We start from the raw sequence: 19753 nt of genomic DNA on the forward strand, positions 1-19753 counted from the left end.
GCGTGGTGCGGACCCGCTCCGCCGCTGTGGGCACGCGGATGTCACGCGCGCGAAGGCGCGGCGCGGGAGCGCGGTGCGGCTCGGCCTGATGGCCGTGCCCGTCGCGTTCTTCGCGCTGTTCTTCGCCTATCCGGTCACCGCGATCGTCGGCCGCGGCCTGAAGGCGGACGGCGTCTGGCAGTTCGGCCGGATCGGCGAGGTGCTGACCCGGCCGGACATTCGCGACGTCCTGTGGTTCACCACCTGGCAGGCGCTCGCCTCGACCGCGCTGACCCTGCTGATCGCGCTGCCCGGCGCCTATGTCTTCGCCCGCTACGACTTCCCCGGCAAACAGCTGCTGCGGGCGGTCGTCACCGTGCCGTTCGTCCTGCCGACCGTCGTCGTCGGTACGGCCTTCCTGGCGATGGTGGGGCGCGGCGGGTTCATGGACGAGCTCTGGGGTGTACGCCTCGACACCACCGTCTGGGCGATTCTGCTCGCCCATGTCTTCTTCAACTACGCGGTGGTCGTACGGACCGTGGGCGGGCTGTGGTCACAGCTCGACCCGCGGCAGGAGGAGGCCGCCCGGGTGCTGGGCGCCGGACGGTTCGCCGCCTGGCGGCGGGTCACCCTGCCGGCCCTCGCGCCCGCAGTGGCCGCTGCCGCGTTGATGGTCTTCCTCTTCACCTTCACCTCCTTCGGCGTCGTGCAGATCCTCGGCGGTCCGGGATACGCCACGCTGGAGGTGGAGATCTATCGGCAGACCGCCCAACTGCTCGCCCTGCCGACGGCCGCCGTGCTGACGCTGGTGCAGTTCGCCGCGGTCGGCGCGATCCTCGCCGTGCACGCGTGGACCGTACGGCGCAGGGAGACCGCGCTGAAACTGGTCGACCCCGCGCAGACCGCTCGCAGGCCGCGCGGCGCCGGGCAGTGGGCGCTGCTCTGCGGGGTGCTGCTGTCCGTGCTGGTGCTGATCCTGCTGCCGCTCGGGGTGCTGGTGGAGCGCTCGCTGGCCACGCCCGGCGGCCACGGCCTCGACTACTACCGCGCCCTGGGGTCCGTGGACGCGGGCGGCGGTACGTTCCTGGTCGCGCCGCTCGAAGCGGTCCGGAACTCGGTCCAGTACGCACTGGTCGCGACGGCCATCGCGCTGGTCGTCGGCGGGCTCGCCGCCGCGGCGCTGACCCGGCGCACGGGCCGGCTCGTGCGCGGCTTCGACGCCCTGCTGATGCTGCCGCTCGGGGTGTCCGCGGTCACCGTCGGCTTCGGTTTCCTGATCACCCTGGACAAGCCCCCGCTGGATCTGCGGACTTCGTGGATTCTGGTGCCGCTCGCCCAGGCGCTGGTCGGTGTGCCCTTCGTCGTACGGACCATGCTGCCGGTCCTGCGCGCGGTGGACGGCCGGCTGAGGGAGGCGGCCGCGGTGCTCGGCGCGTCACCCCTGCGGGCCTGGCGGGAGGTCGATCTGCCACTGGTACGACGGGCGTTGCTGGTCGCGGCCGGCTTCGCGTTCGCGGTGTCGCTCGGTGAGTTCGGTGCGACGGTGTTCATCGCGCGGCCCGACCGCCCGACGCTGCCGGTCGCCGTGGCCCGGCTGCTGGGGCGGGCCGGGGAGCTCAACTACGGCCAGGCGATGGCCCTCAGCACCCTTCTGATGGTGGTCTGCGCGGTGTCGCTGCTGCTGCTCGAACGTATTCGCACGGACCGGTCCGGGGAGTTCTAGAGATGCTGACACTGGAATCGGCCACGGTTCGCTTCGGCGAGCGTGCGGCGCTCGACCGGGTGGACCTGGAGGTCGCCGAGCACGAGATCGTGTGCGTGCTGGGACCGAGCGGCAGCGGCAAGTCGACGCTGCTGCGGGTGGTTGCCGGACTGCGTCCGCCGGACGGCGGCCGGGTGCTGCTGGACGGCGCGGACCAGGCGGGGGTGCCGGTGCACCGGCGCGGTCTCGGCCTGATGTTCCAGGACCACCAGTTGTTCCCGCACCGGGACGTCGGCGCCAACGTCGCCTTCGGGCTGCGGATGCGCGGGGTGTCGCGGCGCGATCAGGAGCACCGGGTCGGCGAACTCCTCGACCTGGTGGGCCTGCCCGGCGCCGAACGGCGGGCCGTCGCCGCGCTGTCCGGCGGCGAGCAGCAGCGTGTCGCCCTCGCGCGGGCGCTCGCTCCGCGCCCCAAGCTGCTGATGCTGGACGAGCCGCTCGGCCAGCTCGACCGCGGCCTGCGTGAACGGCTCGTCGTCGAACTGCGCACACTCTTCGGACGGTTGGGCACGACGGTGCTCGCCGTCACCCACGACCAGGGCGAGGCGTTCGCCCTCGCCGACCGGGTGGTGGTGATGCGCGACGGGCGGATCGCCCAGGTGGGCACCCCGTTGGAGGTCTGGCAGCGGCCCGCCTCCGCCTTCGTCGCCCGGTTCCTCGGCTTCGACAACGTGGTCGAGGCGACGGTGACCGGCACGGCCGCCGACACGGTGTGGGGCACGGTGCCGGTGCCCGAGGGCTCGCCGCAGGGGGCGTGCGATCTGCTGGTGCGCCCGGCCGGGGTCCGGATCGGTGCCCCGGACGACGGGCTGCGCTGCATGGTCGGGACGCGTACGTTCCGGGGCAACCACGTCGCCGTACAGCTGATCCCGGAGGGCGGTGCGGTGCTGGAGGCGGAGTGCGCGCTGCGGGACGCGCCGGAGGTGGGCGCGGTGGTCGGGGCCGGCTTCGACGCGGCGGAGACCGTCGTCCTGCCCGCCGCCTTCTGACCGGACGAGCGCGGCCCGGCGGCGGCCGCGGCTCACTGGACCGGCCGAGCGGCGTCCGCCGGTCCCGCCCGCCGTTTCCCGTGGTGTCCGTGCAAGCTGGAGGGGACACACGGAAGGTCCAGAACGACTCATCGAAGGACGGAACAATGACCGGTTCAGCACGCGAGGGCATCGACATCACCCGTATCCTCGACGCTCCGCGGGAACGCGTCTTCGAGGCGTGGACGACCCCCGAGCACTTCGCCGCCTGGTACGGCGGGGACGCCGAGGTTCCGCTCGACCGGGTCTCGATGGACGTCAGGCCGGGCGGTGCCTGGAGCCTGGTCATCGTGGTGCCGGGCACCGAGATGCCGTTCCACGGGGTCTACCGCGAGGTGGTCGCGCCCGAGCGGCTGGTGTTCACGCTGAAGGATGCCACCGCGCCCGCCGACATCGAGGGCGAGACCGTTACCGTCACGTTCGCCGACCGCGGCGCCAAGACCACCGAAATGGTCTTCACACAGCGCGGCGGCAACCTCACGGCCGAGCAGTACGCTGCGGCCGAGGACGGCTGGGAGGCCTTCTTCGACGCGCTGGTGGCCCGTCTCGCCTCCCGCTGATCCGGGACCGGTTCGGACTCCGGTTACTGGCCGGCTCCCGGCCACGGGTCCGCCGACAACCGGGCGAGTGCCTCGGGTGCCTCGTCCACCGTGTCGACGAGCGCGATTCGGGACCCCATCGTCCGGCCGTCGGCCAGCGCGCGCAGCAGCGGCCAGGCAGGCAGCTCCCGGGTCCAGTGCGTGCGGCCGACCAGCACCATCGGGGTCGGTCCGCCGCGCGAGCCGTAGTAGTTCGGCGTCGCGTTGTCGAATATCTCCTGTACGGTGCCGGCCGCGCCCGGTAGGAAGATCACGCCCGCCGTGGAGCGGGCGAGCAGCCCGTCCTCGCGCAGGGCGTTGGCGAAGTACTTGGCGATGTGGTCGGCGAACGGGTTCGGCGGCTCGTGTCCGTAGAACCAGGTGGGGATCGACACCGAGCCGCCGCCGCCCGGCCAGCGTTCCCGTACGGCGAAGGCGGCCAGCGCCCACGCGGTGACCGACGGGAGGAACGAGGGGGTCGCGGCCAGCATCCCGCAGGCCGCCTCCAGCATCGGATCGGGGTGCGGCGCCGCGTACGCACCGAGGTTCGCGGCCTCCATCGCGCCGGGCCCGCCGCCGGTCGCCACGGTCAGGCCGCCCCGGGCCAGCGTCCGGCCCAGCCGGGCCGCCGCCGCGTACCGCGCGCTGCCGCGAGCGGTGGCGTGGCCGCCCATCACCCCGACGACGCGGGCCCCGACGAGGTGTTCGTCCAGCGCGTCGGAGACCGCGTCGTCGTGGAGCGCGCGCAGCATCGACGCGAAGGAGTCGCCGCTCGCCCGGGTCTCCTGGAACCAGCGGTACGCGCGGGCATCGGGCGTCGCCGTGTAGCCGCCGTCCGTCAGCCCTTCGTAGAGCGCGTCGGGGGAGTAGAGCAGGCCCCGGTACGGATCGAAGGGCAGCCCGGGCACCGGCGGGAAGACGATCGCGCCGTCGGCCCGGACCTTCGCCGCCGCCTCGGACGCCATCCGGCAGCCGAGGAAGACCGTGCCGGACGCATCGGCGGCCAGCAGAGCGTCGCTGCGGTCCGTGAGGTCGACGGACTGGACCCGCTGTCCGGCCAGCGTTCCGGCGGCGACCGCCGAATCGAACGCGGCGAGCGACTCGATTTCCGGACCGGATGGACCCGACGGACCGGACGGACCGGATGGACCCGACGGACCGGATGGACCGGATGGACCGGACGGACGCGACGGACCCGACGGACCGGATGGACCGGACGGACCCGACGGGCCGGATGGACCGGACGGACCCGACGGGCCGGTCGGACCCGTCGGTCCCGATGGGCCGGGTACGGGTGTGCTGCAGTCCGGGCTTTCCACGGTGTCATGCTACGTAGCGGCCGAGGTGCGCGGGCGCCACCGGGAGGCAGCGTCCTCAGGCCGTCAGCGGCAGCGCCGCAAGCTGGGCGATCAGCCAGGTCAGCGGGGCGAAGACGATCAGCAGCGCGGCGGCGCGCAGCGCTGTCGCGGCGCGCAGCGCCGAGGCGGGGGCGCCGAGCCGCAGCAGCGCCTGCGCCGTCCGGGTGCGGTCCTGCCGGGCCTCCAGCGCAGAGGTCAGCAGCGTCGCCGTCGTGCAGCCGAGGACGAGCACCGCGCCCAGTTCCGTGAGCGGGCCGAAGGGGCGCGGCCCCGTCCCGTACAGCGCGTAGGCGGCGGCCGCCGCCGAGAGCACCGCGCAGACCACACCGAGCGGCCCGCCGATCCGGCGCGCCTCGCTCATCAGCACCCGGCCGGCCAACAGGCGTACGGCACCGGGGCGCACCGCCTGCAGCAGCCGCCCGCACAGATACGCCAGGCCGGGGCCTGCCATGGCCAGGCCGATCGCCGTCAGCGTCCAGCCCGCCAGCACTCCGGCCGGGGTGGCATCGAGCCTGCCGGGGAGCGGGAGCAGGCTGTGCCCGTCGCCGCCGCTCATGTACGCCTCGACGGCGAGGCCGACCGCGGTCAGCGCCACCCCCCACGGCAGCCCCGTCGGAGGTGCGGCCGGCGCCGGTGGCAGATCCTGTGGCAGGGCGTCCACGGAGTCGTCGTCCTTCGCCGTCGCCGAGCCCCCAGACGCCGTCGCGACCGGCCGGGCACGCAGCGCCAGCGCGCTCGCCGCCGCCGCGGACACCGGGACGAGGGCCAGCAGCACGAGCACCGCCGCGAGCGGCAGCGGGGCGTCCGCGTCGAGCAGCCCGGCCGCCGCACCGTCGAACGGCAGCCCGGACAGATCACCGCGCAGATGGAGGAAGAACAGCAGCGCCACCATCGATCCGAGGGTGCAGGAGACGGCGGTGGAGACCGCGGCGAGCACCGCGAGCCTCACCGGCCCGAGGCCCACGGCGGACAGCCCGGAACGCGACCGGGTACTCGGGTCCGTACGGGCCACCGCGACCGCGAACTGCACGGTGGCGGCGAGCGGCACGAAGCACCACAGCAGGCGCAGCACGGCCTCGGTGGAGTGCGCCGGGTGCCCCGACGCGTAGCCCAGGGCGCACAGCAGCAGGAAGCCGACCCCGGCGGACGCGGCCGCGACCAGCAGCCGCCGCATCAGGACCAGCGGATGGGAACCCCGGGCTAGACGGAGAGCGAGCACGCCGCGTGGCCCTCCGCATCGGATACGGCGGGCAGGGCGACGGTGGCGACGCGGCGTCCGTCCAGCAGCGGGACCGTACGGTCGGCGAGGGCGGCGACCTCCGCGTCGTGGGTGGCCAGCACGACGGTGATGCCGTGCGAACGCGCCGCGCTGGTGAGCGTGCGCAGCACGTGCGACCGGTCGGTGCGGTGCAGGGTCGCGGTCGGCTCGTCGGCGAAGATCACCGCGGGTGAGGCGGCCAGTGCGCGGGCCACGGCGATCCGCTGGCGCTGCCCCTGGGGCAGCACGTGCGGTCGTTTCCTGGCACACGCGCCGATGTCGAGCCGCTCCAGCCAGTCCAGGCCGGTCTTCTTCGCCTCCCGGTGCGAGCCACCGCGCAGCAGCAGCGGAAGGGCCACGTTCTCCCAGGCGTTCAGCTCCGGCACGAGCTGGGGCTCGGGGGCGATCCAGCCGAACTTGTCGCGGCGCAGCCGTTCGCGCAGCCGGGGGCCCATGGTGTGGACGGGGACGCTGTTGAACCACACCTCGCCCTGCTGGGGCACCAGTTGGCCGGACAGGCAGTGCAGCAGGGTCGTCTTGCCGCTGCCCCTGGGGCCGGTCACGGCGAGGATCTCGCCGTCGCGGACGCCCACGGACACACCGGCGAGGGCGGGTGAGCCATTGTGGGAGTGCTGCAGGGAACGCGCCCAGATCACGTCGTTGTCCGGCGGGGCCACCATGGCGTACACCTCGGTTCAGATCGTAATTTCGTTCCCCCGTACGGGGGAACGAAGAGGGGGCCGATCGGTCACTCGGCACCGTAGGGATTCGAACCGCGGTGTGGGCACAGCACACGGCCCGGGTGCACCCCTTCCCACTCGAATGGGGGCATCCGGGCCGTGTGGACCGTATGAAATGACCGCTGCCAGCCGGTCATGTGGTGGTCAAGCGAGGGTCAAGCAGCGGGTTCCGTCCGGTGGATCACCGCAGGACGGAACCCGGCCCGCCGGGCCGGCGGGCGGACAGGGGCGACCGGACGGCCGATCCGTGGTCTGCCTGCCGGTCGGACCGCTGTCAGAGCTTGGTCCACGCCTCGGTGAGGACGGTCCGCAGAATGCCCTCTATCTCGTCGAACGTCGACTGGTCGGAGACCAGCGGCGGCGCGAGCTGGACGACCGGGTCGCCGCGGTCGTCGGCCCGGCAGTACAGGCCGTTGTCGTACAGCGCCTTGGAGAGGAACCCGTACAGGACGCGCTCGGTCTCCTCGTCGGTGAAGGTCTCCTTGGTGGCCTTGTCCTTCACCAGCTCGATGCCGTAGAAGAAGCCGTTGCCGCGGACGTCGCCGACGATCGGCAGGTCGAGCAGCTTCTGCAGCGTCGTGAAGAAGGCGTTCTCGTTGTCCAGGACGTGCTGGTTGAGGCCCTCGCGCTCGAAGATGTCGAGGTTGGCGAGACCGACCGCCGCGGAGACCGGGTGGCCACCGAAGGTGTAGCCGTGCAGGAAGGTGTTGCCGCCCTCGTAGAACGGCTCGGCGATGCGGTCCGAGACGATGCAGGCGCCGATCGGGGAGTAGCCCGACGTCATGCCCTTGGCACAGGTGATCATGTCCGGCACGTAGCCGAACTTGTCGCAGGCGAACATCGTGCCGAGACGGCCGAAGGCGCAGATGACCTCGTCGGAGACGAGCAGCACGTCGTACTTGTCACAGATCTCGCGGACCCGCTGGAAGTACCCGGGCGGCGGCGGGAAGCAGCCACCGGCGTTCTGTACCGGCTCCAGGAAGACCGCGGCGACGGTCTCCGGGCCCTCGAAGAGGATCTCCTGCTCGATCTGGTCGGCGGCCCAGCGGCCGAAGGCCTCGGGGTCGTCGCCGTGGATCGGGGCACGGTAGATGTTGGTGTTCGGCACCTTGTGCGCGCCGGGGACCAGCGGCTCGAAGGGGGCCTTCAGAGCCGGCAGGCCGGTGATGGACAGGGCGCCCTGCGGGGTGCCGTGGTAGGCGACCGCACGGGAGATGACCTTGTACTTGGTCGGCTTGCCCTGGAGCTTGAAGTACTGCTTGGCCAGCTTCCAGGCGGTCTCGACGGCCTCGCCGCCGCCGGTGGTGAAGAAGACCTTGTTGAGGTCGCCCGGCGCGTAGTCGGCGAGCCGCTCGGCCAGTTCGACGGCCTTCGGGTGGGCGTAGGACCACACCGGGAAGAAGGCGAGCTCCTGGCCCTGCTTGTAGGCCGCCTCGGCGAGCTCGTGCCGGCCGTGACCGGCGTTGACCACGAACAGGCCGGAGAGGCCGTCGAGGTAGCGCTTGCCCTGGTCGTCGTAGATGTAGGTGCCCTCGCCACGCACGATGGTGGGAACGGGCGCGTTCTCGTAGTCCGACATGCGGGTGAAATGCATCCACAGGTGGTCGTACGCGGTTCGGCTGAGGTCCTTGCTCACGGCTATCGGGTTCCCCACATATAGGTCTGCTTCTTGAGCTTCAGGTACACAAAGCTCTCGGTGGAGCGCACGCCGGGGATGGCCCGGATGCGTTTGTTGATCGTTTCCAGCAGGTGGTCGTCGTCCTCGCAGACGATCTCCACCATCAGGTCGAAGGAGCCCGCGGTCATCACCACGTACTCGCATTCGGCCATGGCCGACAGGGCTTCCGCGACGGGATCGAGGTCTCCCTCGACATTGATCCCGACCATCGCCTGCCGCCGGAAGCCCACGGTGAGCGGGTCCGTGACGGCGACGATCTGCATCACGCCCTGGTCGAGCAGCTTCTGCACACGCTGTCGTACGGCCGCCTCGGAGAGGCCGACGGCCTTGCCGATCGCGGCGTACGGACGACGTCCGTCCTCCTGGAGCTGCTCGATGATTGCGAGGGACACGGCATCGACCGTTGGGGACGATCCGCTCCCGGTCCTGGAGTCTGCGCTGCGACTGGCCACGCATCCACTGTGCACCGGGACTCGTCTGTCTGGCAACCCTGGATCGATGAAATTCGTTGTCTGTGGGTCTGGATCTCACTGAATCCGAAGTTCATGGCGGTTGGGCATGTCGAAAGCGACACCTGAGCGACTAGGCTGGGCATCTCATCCACTGGACGTGTCGACAGGAGGGGTGGTTGTGACCACCGAGGTGCGCCGTCTGCGCAACTACATCAACGGAGAGTTCCGGGACGCCGCTGACGGGCGGACCATCGACGTGGTCAACCCGGCGACCGAAGAGGTCTACGCGACTTCGCCGCTCTCCGGCCAGGCCGATGTCGATGCCGCGATGGAAGCCGCCGCGGCCGCTTTCCCCGCCTGGCGCGACGCCACGCCCGCCGAGCGCCAGAAGGCCCTGCTGAAGATCGCGGACGCCTTCGAGGAGCGCGCCGAGGACCTCATCGCGGCCGAGTCGGAGAACACGGGCAAGCCGATCGAGCTCACCCGCACCGAAGAGATCCCGCCGATGGTGGACCAGATCCGCTTCTTCGCGGGCGCCGCGCGGCTGCTCGAGGGCCGCTCGGCCGGTGAGTACATGGAGGGTCTCACCTCGATCATCCGCCGTGAGCCGGTCGGTGTCTGCGCGCAGGTCGCGCCGTGGAACTACCCGATGATGATGGCCGTGTGGAAGTTCGCCCCGGCGCTCGCCGCGGGCAACACCGTCGTCCTCAAGCCGTCCGACACCACCCCGGCGTCGACCGTGCTGATCGCCGAGATCATCGGCCAGATCCTCCCCAAGGGCGTCTTCAACGTCATCTGCGGCGACCGCGAGACGGGTCGCGCGATGGTCGAGCACCCGACTCCGGCGATGGCCTCCATCACCGGTTCGGTACGGGCCGGCATGCAGGTCGCCGAGTCCGCCGCCAAGGACGTCAAGCGGGTCCACCTGGAGCTCGGCGGCAAGGCCCCGGTCGTCGTGTTCGAGGACACCGACATCGCCAAGGCCGTCGAGGGCATCTCCGTCGCGGGCTTCTTCAACGCGGGCCAGGACTGTACGGCCGCGACCCGCGTCCTGGTCCACGAGTCCGTCCACGACGAGTTCGTCACCGCCCTGGCCAAGGCCGCCGCCGACACGAAGACGGGGCAGCCGGACGACGAGGACGTGCTGTACGGCCCGCTCAACAACGCCAACCAGCTGAAGCAGGTCAGCGGCTTCATCGACCGCCTCCCCGCCCACGCCAAGGTCGAGGCGGGCGGCCACCGGGTCGGCGAGAAGGGCTACTTCTACGCCCCGACCGTCGTCTCCGGCCTCCAGCAGGACGACGAGATCATCCAGAACGAGGTCTTCGGCCCCGTCATCACCGTCCAGAAGTTCACCGACGAGGCCCAGGCCGTCGCGTACGCCAACGGCGTCGACTACGCCCTCGCGTCCTCGGTATGGACCAAGGACCACGCCCGCGCCATGCGGATGTCCAAGAACCTCGACTTCGGCTGCGTGTGGATCAACACCCACATTCCGCTCGTCGCCGAGATGCCGCACGGCGGATTCAAGAAGTCCGGCTACGGCAAGGACCTCTCCGCGTACGGCTTCGAGGACTACACCCGGATCAAGCACGTCATGACCTCGCTCGACGACTGACGCCTCGTCCGTTCTCGCGTACGGCCCCGGGTGCGAGCCCGGGGCCGTCTCCGTTCCCCGGGCATCGACAGGGTGTGCGGACGGACCGGGTTCCGCTGGACGGTTGGTCCATTGCCCGCACCATCGCCCGACCGGCATCCTGCGCAGGTGCGAGCAACCCCGAAGAACCCCATGTCCCGCCGGTCCCTGCTGCGCGCCTTCGGGGCCACAGGCGCCGGAGTCACGCTGGCCGGCTGCGGAGTGCCCGCCGCCTATGTGGAGCCCGGTGACCGGGCCGGACGCGACACCTCTGCGCGCGACCACTCCCTGCACTTCGCGAACTGGCCCCTCTACATCGACACCGACGACAACACGTCGAAGCGGCCCACCCTCAACGCCTTCGGCAGGCGCACCGGGATCTCCGTCACGTACACCGAGGAGATCAACGACAACGACGAGTTCTTCGGGAAGATCAGCCCGGCGCTGATGAACCACCAGGAGACCGGCCGGGACCTGATCGTCGTCAGCGACTGGATGGCCGCCCGGTTCGTACGGCTCGGCTGGGTGCAGGAGATGGACCGGGCCAAGCAGCCCAACGTGGTCAAGTACCTCGATCCGCAGCTGCGTTCACCCGCCTTCGACAAGGGCCGGACGCAAAGCGTCCCCTGGCAGTCCGGGATCACCGGCATCGCTTACAACCGCAAGAAGCTCGGTCGCGAGATAAGGAGCCTGAGCGATCTGTGGGCGGACGACCTGAGCGGCAAGGTGACACTGCTGTCCGGGCTCGACGAGTCCTTGGCCCTTCTGATGCAGGGCAACGGCGTCGACGTCACCCGCTGGAAGCGCGACGACTTCTACGAGGTGTGCGACCAGGTGGAGAAGCTGGTGAAGAAGAAGCACATCCGCCGTTTCACCGGCAACGACTACATCAAGGACCTGTCGACCGGCGATGTACTCGCCTGCCAGGCCTACTCCGGCGATGTCATCCAGCTCCAGGCCGACAACCCGGAGATCGAGTTCGTGGTCCCCGAGGAGGGTGCCGAACTCTGGGCGGAGTCCCTCATGATCCCCAACCTCGCCCGCCACAAGCGCAACGCCGAGAAGCTGATCGACTACTACTACGAGCCCGAGGTCGCCGCGGAGCTGGCGACCTGGGTCAACTACGTCTGCCCCGTCCCCGCCGCCCGCGAGGTGCTGGCCTCCTCCAAGGACGAGGAGACCGCCGCGCTCGCCGAGGAACCGTTGATCTTCCCCGACGAGGCGATGCGCAAGCGGCTGGCGATCGCCCGTGACATCACGTCCGGGGAGCGCACCGAGTTCGCGAAGAAGTGGAACTCCATCGTCGGGTTGTGAAACCGGCCTCGGGGTGGCGTAAAAGGCGCGTAAACATGGGCGTACGCTGCGGACATGAGCGAGCGAAGAGCCCTGCTGAGGCGCATACGCGTGTGGTTGGTCGTCTTTATCGTCTGTCTGGTGTTGAGCGGGCTGACCGCCTTCCCGCTCGTCCATGAACTCCACTGGGCCGAGGATCTGCTGAGGTCCTCGGCCTCTCCCGTGCCCGAACACTTCCCGGCCCTCATGGAGTGGATCACCCGGGTCCGGACCGGCCTCGACGAGGCCGACGCGAGGTATCCCTTCGTGCTGTACGGCACCGACTGGCTGGCCTTCGCGCACCTCGTCATCGCGGTCGCGTTCTACGGCCCCTACCGCGACCCGGTCCGCAACATCTGGGTGATCGAGTTCGGCATGATCGCCTGCGCCGGGATCATCCCGCTCGCCCTGATCTGCGGACCGATCCGGGACATTCCCTTCTGGTGGTCCGTCATCGACATGTCGTTCGGGGTCTTCGGGGTGATCCCGCTGCTCGTCGTGCGCCGCATGATCAAACGGCTGGAGGCGCTGCCGCGGACGCCGGACCCGGTGGCCGGGCCCGCGGCCGCGGCAGCGGGCTGAGTCACCCGGCCGACGGGGCGCCGAAGGCGGCCACCACGATGTTCATCGCCGTGGCGTTCATGCCCGCACCCTTCGCGTCCGTCGCGTTGACGCTGTAGACGACGGTCCGGGAGAGATCACGGGTGGCCGCGACGGCCGTGTTGTAGCCCCACCGGCCACCCGTCTTGCCCCATACCTCGCGCCCGCCCAGCCTCATCACCGACAGACCCGCGCTGTACGCGGCCGGGCCGCCCGTGCCGTACTCGCGCACCGATGCCCCGGGCAGCGTGAACATCTCCTCCAGCAGCGGCCCGCGCACCACCTGCCCGCGGAACAGGGCCCGGACGAAGCGCTCCAGATCCGCGGTGGTGGAGATCAGGTCGCCCGCCGCCCAGGCGTCCGTCGCTCCCCACACCGTCACATCGCGCAGTTCGCTGGTTCCATCGGCCCCGGTGAAGACCTGGTAACCGTGGTTGTGCGGGCCGCGGATCGTCGGGTCGGTGCCGGGGAAGCCGGTGCCCTTCAGACCCAGGGGTTTCAGGATGCGGCGGGACACCTCCGACTCGTACGTGTGGTCCGTGAGCTTCTCGATCAACAGGCCCGCCACGGTGTAGCCGATGTTGCCGTAGTGCTGCTGCGCACCCGGCGCGAAGTCCGGCCGCTGGGAGGTGGCTTCGCGGACCGTGTCCGCCGCGTCGTGCAGATCGAAGCGGTGCGCGTACCACTCGTCGAGGGTGTCGCCGCCGGATCCGACGGACGGGATGCCGCTGGTGTGGTTCAACAGCTGGCGCACCGTGACCTTCTTGTACGTCGCCGGGATCAGCGCCGGCAGATAGTGCCGGACCGGTCGGTTCAGGTCGAGCTTCCCCTCACCGGCCAGCTGCAGCACGACGGCCGCCGTGAAGATCTTGGTGACCGAACCGGCCCGGAAGCGGCCGTCCGGGTCCGCCGGACGGCCCGACGCCAGGTCGTGCACACCGGAACTTCCCCGCCAGCTTCACGCGGTGCATGCGACCCGTACCAGTGCGGCCGTGGCATCGGCCTTCGGGAGCCCGGCGATCGCGGCTCGCAGAGCCTCTGCGTCGGGGGCCTGCCGGGTGGTTGCGGCGGCGGCCGCGGGGGCATGGGCTGCCGCGAGCGCCGGTCCGGCCGGACCGGCGGCGATGCCGAGGACCACGGCGGCTGCGACGACTGTGAGGGAGGTGCGGGCGTTCATGCAGGGGCCTCCTGGGCATGGAATCCGTAACTGCTGCTGGACTCCATCCTGTTGATACGCGAACCCCGGCGGATCACCCGGCCGACGAACGGCATGGTCACAGCGGCCTGCACCAGCAGCGCGACGCTGAGGTCGACGGCCCGGGGGCCGGCCCCCAGCGCCTTCGGGGTCAGGTCTCGTATGTGCATGGTGGCGCTGTCAGGGCTTCCGGGCGACCGCGCCGAACTGGGCGACGACGGGCGCCGTGGTTCCGGGGTCGGTCCGCCATCGCGCACACGACACGATGCCCGGATCGACGAGATCGAGTCCCGTCAGGAAGGCGGCGAACTCGGCACGGCTGCGCGCGGTGATCGGCGGGGTGGCGTTCTCGTTCCAGAACCGCATCGCCGCCTCGTTTCCCTCGCCGCCCAGCTCCAGCGTGGGGTGGGTGAGCACCAGATGGCTGCCGGACGGCATCGCGTCCATCAGGGTACGGACGATTGCCTGCGCCTCGTCCGTGTCGAGGACGAAGTTGAGGATGCCGAGCAGTATGACGGCGACCGGCTTCGTCAGGTCCAGCGTCGGTTCGACGGCCCGCAGGATCTGCTCCGGGTGGCGGGCGTCCGCGTCGATGTACCGGGTCGCGCCCTCCGGCGAACTGGTGAGCAGCGCACGGGCGTGCGTCAGCACGATCGGGTCGTTGTCGACGTACACGACCCGGGAGTCGGGGGCGGTGTGCTGGGCGACCTCGTGCGTGTTGTCGGCGGTCGGCAGGCCGCTGCCGATGTCCAGGAACTGGCCGATCATCGCGTCACCGGCGAGATACCGGACGGCCCGCCCCAGGAACGCCCGGTCGGCGCGCGCCACTTCGCCGATGCTCGGATACATGGCGGTGACCCGGTCGCCGACCGCGCGGTCCACGGGGTAGTTGTTCGTGCCGCCGAGCCAGTGGTTCCAGACCCGCGCGTTGTGGGCGATGCCGGAACGGATGCGGTCGTCGAGAGGGGCGGTGGCTTCGGTCACTTCTCTGGCTCCTCCGGCTCCGGGGCATCACGGCTGATGTGGCGCTGTCCCATGATGCCGGATCGATCAAGAAGAGCCGGTGGACGGGGAGTCGGTGAGGATGCCGCGCAGGGCGTCCACCCGGTTGGTGGTGATCGAGTCCACCCCGTGCCGGATCAGGCGGCGCATGGTGCGCTTGGTGTCGGCGGTCCAGGCGGAGACCAGCAGCCCGTCCCGGTGGAGCCGGTCCGTCAGCTCCTTGTCCACCAGACCGAACCGGTAGTTCAGCCACCGCGGCCGCACCGCGTCGAGCAGCGCGGCGCGCGGTGGTGCGAGCGTCGTCCAGGTCAGGGCGATCTCGGCGGACGGGTCGGCGGCCCGCACCCGCAGCATGGCCTCGGAGCCCGCGCAGTAGTACACGCGCTCACCGGCCCCGCACTCGCGCACCACGCCGACTGTCTTCCGTACCGAACCGTCCGTGCAGCCGGGCAGATCGATCATGACGCGGTGCGCCCCGGCGGCGAGCAGCGCCTCGCGCAGGGTGGGCACACCGCCGCCGGTCAGTTCGGTGAGCTCCTGGTGGGTCAGCCGGTCCAGACGCCGGTCATGGCCCCACAGCCGGTCCAGCGTCGCGTCGTGCAGCAGGACCGGTACGCCGTCGCGGGTGACCCGCACATCGATCTCGACCGCGTCCGCCCCCTGTTCGAGCGCGGAGCGGATCGAGGGGAGAGTGTTCTCGCGGACCCGGTACGGATCGCCGCGGTGGGCGACGGCGGTGACAGTGGTGGCCATGGGGCCATTGTCGCCGCCGTGGGGTCAGCGGCCCGTGGGCTCCAGCCAGTCCGTCGTGTACGCGTCGATCTCGGCGGCCAGCGCCCGCTTGCCGGCCGCGTCGAGGTACGACGCGTCGACCGCGTTCTTCGCCAGCGCGGCGAGGCCCTGCTCGTCCAGGCCGAGCAGACGGGCGGCCACCCCGTACTCGTTGTTGAGGTCGGTGCCGAACATCGGCGGGTCGTCGCTGTTGATGGTGACCAGGACGCCCGCCTGCACCATCTCCTTGACCGGGTGCTTCTCGATGTCCGCCACCGCGCGGGTCGCGATGTTCGACGTCGGGCAGACCTCCAGTGGGATGCGGTGCTCGGCGAGGTGGGCCAGCAGCTCCGGGTCCTGGACGGAGTGGGTGCCGTGGCCGATGCGCTCGGCGCGCAGATGGGTCAGCGCGTCCCAGACGGTCTGCGGCCCGGTGGTCTCCCCGGCGTGCGGCACGGAGTGCAGGCCCTCGGCGATCGCCCGGTCGAAGTAGGGCTTGAACTGCGGGCGCTCCACACCGATCTCCGGACCGCCGAGCCCGAACGAGACGAGTCCCTCGGGCCGCAGGTCCACGGCGAGCCGGGTGGTCTCCTCGGCCGCTTCGAGCCCGGCCTCACCGGGAATGTCGAAGCACCAGCGCAGGACGACCCCGAGCTCCTTCTCCGCGGCCTTGCGGGCGTCCTCTATCGCCTCCATGAACCCCTGCTCCGGGATGCCGCGCCGGGTCGAGCTGAACGGGGTGACGGTCAGCTCCGCGTACCGGATGTTCTGCCGGGCCATGTCACGGGCGACCTCGAAGGTCAGCAGCCGGACGTCCTCCGGGGTGCGGATCAGGTCCACGACGGAGAGGTACACGTCGACGAAGTGCCCGAAGTCGGTGAAGGTGAAGTAGTCGGCCAGCGCCTCGGGATCGGTGGGGACCTTCGAGTCCGGGTGGTGTGCGGCCAGTTCGGCGACGATACGGGGCGAGGCGGACCCGACATGGTGGACATGCAGCTCCGCCTTGGGCAGCCCTGCGATGAAGAGGTGCAGATCGGGCATTGGACTCTCCGGGGCGTGGAACGACGGGGGTGCCGGGCGCGGTCGGCCGGGCAGGGGACGGGGATCATCGTAGGCCGGGTCCTGCCGTGCGGGGCCGGGCCGTAGCATGACGGGATCACGATGGGGGAGGCCCATGTCAGACAACACAGAGCAGCCCGCGGGCGGGGGCGCGCCGCGCGATCCGTGGGCTCCGCCGGACAGCAGGGTGCCGCTGGAGAAGCCGGCCGGCGATCCCCGGCCGCCTGCTGTGCATGATCAGCCGACCGTGACCTCGATGCCGGGGGCCGGGGACGGCCCCGCACCCGCCACGGGGCCCGGTACCGGAGCGCCGGCCGGGCCGGTGCCGGGCGCCGGAGCCGGATTCGGTCCCGGAGCCGGCTTCGGTCCCGGGTTCGGCTCCGCGGAGATACCGCCGCCGCCGATCGCACCGAACGGACCGGGTCAGCAGGTCCCGCCGGCCGCGGGACAGTACGGCTACCCGGCCGCGCCCGCCCCGCAGTACGGCGGTTACCCGGGGTACTCCGGTTATGGCCAGGCACCGTGGGCCGGGTCCACGCCGTCCAACGGCCTGGGTGTCGCAGCCATGGTGCTCGGCATCCTGGCCGTCTGCCTGTTCTGCATCTACGGCATACCCAGCCTGATCCTGGGCGCACTCGCCCTGATCTTCGGCATCCTGGGCCGTAAGCGGGTGCAGCGCGGCGAGGCCACCAACAACGGTCAGGCACTCGCCGGGATCATCCTGGGGTCCATCGGCATCGCGTTCGGTGTGGCGATCATCAGCTTCTTCATCTGGCTGTTCGTCACCCACGCCGACGAGTTCGACAACAACACCTACAACGACGACCCGTACTCCACGTCCCTGGTCGTCGACGTCAGCCGCTAGTGCCCCTCCCGGCAAGCTTTGCCCACTGGACGACGCTCCTTCCGGGCAAACATCGCCGGTCAGGGCACTAGCGGACGTCGAACGCCGGTGCCAGGCCCGCCGCGGGCACCGGCACCGTATCCCTCCCGATGGCCGGGCGGGCCGGGCTCCGGCCCGCCCGGCCATCGGGCTCCGGCCCGCCTCATCGCGCGCGCAGCTCCGCCCGCGCGTCCATCAGCGCGAACCCCAGCAGATTCAGCCCCCGCCAGGTCGCCGGATCCTCCGCGCGCGGGTCGTCCGCCGCCAGCCCGATGCCCCAGACACGGTCCACGGGACTCGCCTCGACCAGGACCCGGTCCCCCGTATTCAGCAGGAACTCCCGCAGCTCCGGGTGGTGGCCGAACTTGTGGACGCTGCCGGACACCACCAGTGCGTACCGCTCGCGCTCCCACACCGCCTCGTCGAAACCGCGGACCAGCCGGCCCGCCTTCTTCGCCTGGGCCGGGCTCTTCGCCGACACCGCCCGCTCCTGCGCCTCCGCGTCACCGAACAGCCGGGCCTTCGCGGCCATCATCCAGTGCTCGGCCGACGCGTACGTCACGCCGTCGACCGTGAAGGGCGCCGGCCACCACTGACTGAGGCAGCTCGCACCGACGCGGCCGTCGGGCCGCGGGCGGTGACCCCAGAAACGCAGGTACTTCACCTTCTCGCCGCGCCGGGTCCGCGCCAGGAGATCGTCCATGTGTTCCATGGCACGCGAGTCTGGCATCCGCCACTGACACTCCGTACGGGGAATTCCGCACCGACGCGACACATGGTCGACAGATTCCGTCGCGTAACCAAAAGGCAACAACGGAATCACTTGTTGGGGTTGCTCTCCTCTGTCAGGATCGGCACTTAAATCGAACAGAAGCTACGCCGCCATCGCACTCCGGGGCGTGCGGCGGAGGAGAACGTCATGGGCAACGGCATCCAGGTGCGGGACCGCTTCGCGGACGGCGCACAGTACATCGGCGGAAAGTTGCGGTCCGGCACATCGGGACGGCACCACGACGTGGTGAACCCGGCGACGGGCGAGACCGTTTACACCTTCGAATTGGCGGGCACCGGCGACGTCGACGCGGCCGTGGCGGCCGCCCGCGAGGCGTTCCCCGGCTGGTCGGGCGCGACTCCCGCCGAGCGGGCCGAGGCGATGCACCGCTTCGCCGCCGTCCTCGCCGAGCAGGCCGACGACTTCGCGTACGTCGAGTCCCTCCAGTGCGGCAAGCCGATCAAGCTCTCCACCGAGTTCGACGTGCCCGGCACCGTGGACAACACCTCCTTCTTCGCGGGCGCCGCCCGCCACCTGGAGGGCAAGTCGGCCGCCGAGTACGACGGCGACCACACTTCGTACGTACGCCGTGAGGCGATCGGCGTCGTCGGCTCCATCGCGCCCTGGAACTACCCGCTCCAGATGGCCGCCTGGAAGGTCCTCCCGGCCATCGCCGCAGGCAACACGATCGTGCTGAAGCCCGCCGAGATCACCCCGCTCACCTCGTTGATGTTCGCCCAGGCGGCCACCGAGGCCGGCATCCCGGACGGTGTGATCAACATCGTCACCGGCGCGGGCAAGGACGCCGGGGAGCACCTCGTCGGCCACCCGGACGTCGTCATGACCTCCTTCACCGGCTCCACCGCCGTCGGCAAGCGGGTCGCGGAGATCGCCACCTCCACCGTCAAGCGCCTGCACCTCGAACTCGGCGGCAAGGCACCCTTCGTCGTCTTCGACGACGCCGACCTCGAAGCCGCGGTCAACGGCGCGGTCGCCGGAGCGCTCATCAACACCGGCCAGGACTGCACCGCCGCCACCCGCGCCTACGTCCAGCGCCCCCTGTACGACGCCTTCGTGCAGGGCGTCGCCGAACTGATGGAGACCGTCCGGCTCGGCGACCCCTTCGACGCGTCGACCGACCTCGGCCCGCTGATCAGCCACGCCCAGCGGGACCGGGTCGCCGGATTCGTCGAGCGCGCCCGCGCGTATGCCACCGTCGTCACCGGCGGCGAGGCCCCCGGCGGCGAACTGGCCGACGGCGCCTACTACCGGCCGACCCTGGTCGCCGGCGCCGCCCAGGACAGCGAGATCGTCCAGTCGGAGATCTTCGGCCCGGTCCTCGTCGTGCTGCCCTTCGACACCGATGACGAGGGCATCCGCCTCGCCAACGACACTCCGTACGGACTCGCCGCCTCCGCCTGGACCCGCGACCTGTACCGGGCGAACCGCGCCACCCGCGAGATCAAGGCGGGCTGCGTCTGGGTCAACGACCACATTCCGATCATCAGCGAGATGCCGCACGGCGGATACAAGGCCAGTGGCTTCGGTAAGGACATGTCGTCGTACTCCTTCGAGGAGTACACGCAGGTCAAGCACGTCATGTACGACAACACCGCGGTTGCCCGGAAGGACTGGCACCGCACGATCTTCGGGGACCGATAACCCGGCCG

The 19753-nt window shown here is 70.8% G+C and carries 18 protein-coding genes and 1 pseudogene; 8 read left to right on the forward strand and 11 right to left on the reverse strand.

What is annotated here, in order from left to right; translation table 11 throughout:
- Window positions 1–88: 88 nt before the first annotated feature.
- The 3 genes from OH735_RS27495 to OH735_RS27505 all read left to right on the forward strand — a co-directional run bounded on the left by OH735_RS27495 (window position 89) and on the right by OH735_RS27505 (window position 3329).
- Window positions 89–1702, forward strand: a complete 1614-nt coding sequence (locus OH735_RS27495; RefSeq protein WP_406386763.1) for an ABC transporter permease — start codon at window positions 89–91, stop codon at window positions 1700–1702.
- 2 nt (window positions 1703–1704) lie between these two features.
- The gene (locus OH735_RS27500) at window positions 1705–2730 is read left to right on the forward strand and encodes an ABC transporter ATP-binding protein (RefSeq protein ID WP_406384306.1); all 1026 of its coding nucleotides are present in this window, start codon (window positions 1705–1707) and stop codon (window positions 2728–2730) included.
- 146 nt (window positions 2731–2876) lie between these two features.
- Window positions 2877–3329: an SRPBCC domain-containing protein gene (locus OH735_RS27505; RefSeq protein ID WP_406384307.1), complete on the forward strand. Its 453-nt coding sequence runs from the start codon at window positions 2877–2879 to the stop codon at window positions 3327–3329.
- A 23-nt stretch (window positions 3330–3352) separates the two neighbouring features.
- On the opposite strand, the gene OH735_RS27510 is transcribed toward OH735_RS27505, so the two are convergent.
- From OH735_RS27510 to OH735_RS27530, 5 genes are all read right to left on the reverse strand, one after another.
- Window positions 3353–4453 carry an LOG family protein gene (locus OH735_RS27510; protein ID WP_406386765.1) on the reverse strand — a complete coding sequence of 367 codons (1101 nt, stop codon included), beginning with the start codon at window positions 4451–4453 and terminating at the stop codon, window positions 3353–3355.
- Between the two features lie 268 nt (window positions 4454–4721).
- Entirely contained in the window at window positions 4722–5924 is a 1203-nt protein-coding gene (locus OH735_RS27515; protein WP_406384308.1) for a hypothetical protein, read from the reverse strand.
- Window positions 5906–6643 carry an ABC transporter ATP-binding protein gene (locus OH735_RS27520; protein ID WP_406384310.1) on the reverse strand — a complete coding sequence of 246 codons (738 nt, stop codon included), beginning with the start codon at window positions 6641–6643 and terminating at the stop codon, window positions 5906–5908. Before OH735_RS27520 ends, OH735_RS27515 begins: the two co-directional genes overlap by 19 nt.
- Before the next feature lie 334 nt (window positions 6644–6977).
- Window positions 6978–8357, reverse strand: coding sequence for an aspartate aminotransferase family protein (locus tag OH735_RS27525; RefSeq protein ID WP_406384311.1), 1380 nt, complete (start codon window positions 8355–8357; stop codon window positions 6978–6980).
- Window positions 8342–8848 carry an Lrp/AsnC family transcriptional regulator gene (locus OH735_RS27530; RefSeq protein ID WP_406384312.1) on the reverse strand — a complete coding sequence of 169 codons (507 nt, stop codon included), beginning with the start codon at window positions 8846–8848 and terminating at the stop codon, window positions 8342–8344. Before OH735_RS27530 ends, OH735_RS27525 begins: the two co-directional genes overlap by 16 nt.
- Window positions 8849–9011: 163 nt before the next feature.
- Between OH735_RS27530 and OH735_RS27535 the strand changes: the two genes are divergently transcribed.
- From OH735_RS27535 to OH735_RS27545, 3 genes are all read left to right on the forward strand, one after another.
- Window positions 9012–10451 carry a gamma-aminobutyraldehyde dehydrogenase gene (locus OH735_RS27535; RefSeq protein ID WP_406384313.1) on the forward strand — a complete coding sequence of 480 codons (1440 nt, stop codon included), beginning with the start codon at window positions 9012–9014 and terminating at the stop codon, window positions 10449–10451.
- A 171-nt stretch (window positions 10452–10622) separates the two neighbouring features.
- Window positions 10623–11783, forward strand: a complete 1161-nt coding sequence (locus tag OH735_RS27540; protein WP_406386766.1) for a PotD/PotF family extracellular solute-binding protein — start codon at window positions 10623–10625, stop codon at window positions 11781–11783.
- A gap of 54 nt (window positions 11784–11837) precedes the next feature.
- The gene (locus tag OH735_RS27545) at window positions 11838–12383 is read left to right on the forward strand and encodes a hypothetical protein (RefSeq protein ID WP_406384314.1); all 546 of its coding nucleotides are present in this window, start codon (window positions 11838–11840) and stop codon (window positions 12381–12383) included.
- A 1-nt stretch (window position 12384) separates the two neighbouring features.
- On the opposite strand, the pseudogene OH735_RS27550 reads toward OH735_RS27545, so the two are convergent.
- The 5 genes and pseudogenes from OH735_RS27550 to OH735_RS27570 form a co-directional block, all read right to left on the reverse strand.
- A pseudogene (locus OH735_RS27550) lies at window positions 12385–13578 on the reverse strand (serine hydrolase domain-containing protein).
- Complete coding sequence (locus OH735_RS27555) at window positions 13575–13766, reverse strand: hypothetical protein (protein ID WP_406384315.1); 192 nt, start codon at window positions 13764–13766, stop codon at window positions 13575–13577. The pseudogene OH735_RS27550 and the gene OH735_RS27555 overlap by 4 nt, the downstream one beginning before the upstream one ends.
- Before the next feature lie 10 nt (window positions 13767–13776).
- A complete protein-coding gene (locus tag OH735_RS27560; protein WP_406384316.1) occupies window positions 13777–14580 on the reverse strand; it encodes an SAM-dependent methyltransferase in 804 nt (267 codons plus the stop codon).
- 66 nt (window positions 14581–14646) lie between these two features.
- Entirely contained in the window at window positions 14647–15351 is a 705-nt protein-coding gene (locus tag OH735_RS27565; protein WP_406384317.1) for a glycerophosphodiester phosphodiesterase, read from the reverse strand.
- A gap of 24 nt (window positions 15352–15375) precedes the next feature.
- Complete coding sequence (locus OH735_RS27570; protein ID WP_406384318.1) at window positions 15376–16410, reverse strand: adenosine deaminase; 1035 nt, start codon at window positions 16408–16410, stop codon at window positions 15376–15378.
- A 133-nt stretch (window positions 16411–16543) separates the two neighbouring features.
- On the opposite strand from OH735_RS27570, the gene OH735_RS27575 reads away from it, so the two are divergent.
- Complete coding sequence (locus OH735_RS27575) at window positions 16544–17293, forward strand: DUF4190 domain-containing protein (protein WP_406384319.1); 750 nt, start codon at window positions 16544–16546, stop codon at window positions 17291–17293.
- A 181-nt stretch (window positions 17294–17474) separates the two neighbouring features.
- On the opposite strand, the gene OH735_RS27580 is transcribed toward OH735_RS27575, so the two are convergent.
- Entirely contained in the window at window positions 17475–18014 is a 540-nt protein-coding gene (locus OH735_RS27580; RefSeq protein ID WP_406384320.1) for an NADAR family protein, read from the reverse strand.
- 216 nt (window positions 18015–18230) lie between these two features.
- Between OH735_RS27580 and OH735_RS27585 the strand changes: the two genes are divergently transcribed.
- Entirely contained in the window at window positions 18231–19745 is a 1515-nt protein-coding gene (locus OH735_RS27585) for a gamma-aminobutyraldehyde dehydrogenase (protein WP_406384321.1), read from the forward strand.
- The last annotated feature ends 8 nt before the right edge of the window (window positions 19746–19753 follow it).

The sequence above is a fragment of the Streptomyces sp. NBC_01618 genome, assembly GCF_045209435.1.
Classification (GTDB): Bacteria; Actinomycetota; Actinomycetes; order Streptomycetales; family Streptomycetaceae; genus Streptomyces.